This window comes from Paenisporosarcina sp. P4_E4_2, from assembly GCF_056401595.1.
On record NZ_JBFUJC010000484.1, the window covers coordinates 1 to 1,673 of the forward strand.

Annotated in this window: 1 protein-coding gene and 1 pseudogene; both read right to left on the reverse strand. The window is 36.5% G+C overall.

The features are described from left to right. Positions 1-199, reverse strand: a pseudogene (locus AC1DSB_RS18920) (aminotransferase DegT); the annotation flags it as partial. Between the two features lie 96 nt (positions 200-295). Beyond that, on the reverse strand, positions 296-1,673 hold a 1,378-nt coding region (locus AC1DSB_RS18925; protein WP_477587379.1), incomplete at its 5' end, for a polysaccharide biosynthesis protein.

Genomic DNA, 1,673 nt, shown 5'->3' on the forward strand with positions numbered 1-1,673 from the left:
TTCCCACTTTTTCAGCCAGCTCTTTCTCAAACAGATCGACATTTGCCCCGAGTGGTGAAATCCAATTCGTATCAAAGGCCTCTTGAACAAATGCCAGCTCAAACCCTTCCTCACTCATATGTGGCGATGAAAGATAGATTTTCTCTGACTTTGGATTTAGTTGAGAATTCCCATCACTCTTCGACTTCTCGCTCCGGATACCTGACAAGATATTCCTTCTTTCTACTCGTTATGGGTATTGCATTTTTTGTGTATTCGCGCTGGGTGCTGCGGTTGCTAGTATTACCAATTGATTTTATTGAATTACACTTCGGAAGCTTTGTTTATTAGCAATTTTAAGTAACACATCTTTAAGATTCTCATTATTTAAATCAAGCATCTTATCCAATAAATTCTTCATATCTATATTGTTAATTGGTGTGGACTTACCAATATAAATTTTCGGAAAAACATGTTCGTTTTGAATTTCGTCTTCGTTTAATAATTCTTCAAATAATTTTTCACCCGGTCGAATTCCTGTGAATTCTATATCAATTTCATCTTCTTGATACCCGGATAAGCGGATTAAACTCTTTGCTAAGTTCACAATTTTTACGGGTTCTCCCATATCAAGGACAAATATCTCTCCATTTGTTGCAAGTGTTCCTGCTTGAATGACAAGACTCGAGGCTTCAGGAATCGTCATGAAATACCTAGTCATCTCAGGATCAGTAACAGTGACTGGTCCGCCTTTTGCAATTTGTGCTTTAAATAGAGGAACAACACTTCCACTAGAACCTAAGACATTTCCAAACCGTACAGCGGCAAAGTGCGTTTTACTATTAACCGCCAAGTTTTGGATAATCATTTCTGCAAATCGTTTCGTCGCACCCATGATATTTGGTGGGTTCACTGCTTTATCAGTCGAAATCATTACAAAGCAGGAAACACCAATTTCTTTTGCTGCCTCTGCTACATTCAGAGTTCCGTAAATATTATTTTTGACTGCTTCTCTTGGATTAAATTCCATGAGTGGTACATGTTTGTGGGCAGCTGCATGATAAACTACATCTGGTTTATAAATCTCCATAATTTCAAATATCCGACTGCGATCTTGGATATCAGCAATTATTGGTATAACTTTAGTATTAGATGAAACTAGGTTCCGCATTTCCAAATCAATTTTATAAATGGAATTTTCTCCATGTCCTAATAGAATAATTTCTTTAGGTTCGAATCTCGCCACTTGTCTGCATATTTCTGAACCTATGGAGCCACCTGCTCCAGTTATAAGAATTTTTTTATTCGTAAGTTGATTTGCAATTGCGAGCATATCAAGTCTTACTTCCTCACGCCCAAGTAAGTCCTCAAAACGAACATCTCGAATTTCATTTACGGATAACTTACCAGTCATAATATCTTCTATCCTAGGAATAGTTTGAGTTTTCACGCCTGTCCCAACACAAATTTTCGTTAATACAATCATTTCCTGTTTAGACAATGAGGGAATTGCAATAATAATTAACTCGATTTTGTATCTTGCAACAATCTCTGGAATATTAACGATTTTCCCTAATACTTCAACTCCATAAATTTCAAGATTTTGCTTAAAGAGATTATCATCTATAAAACCAACTGGTTGTAATTGCCTATCCTGATTTCTTAATAATTGACGAACCACCATCGTACCTGCT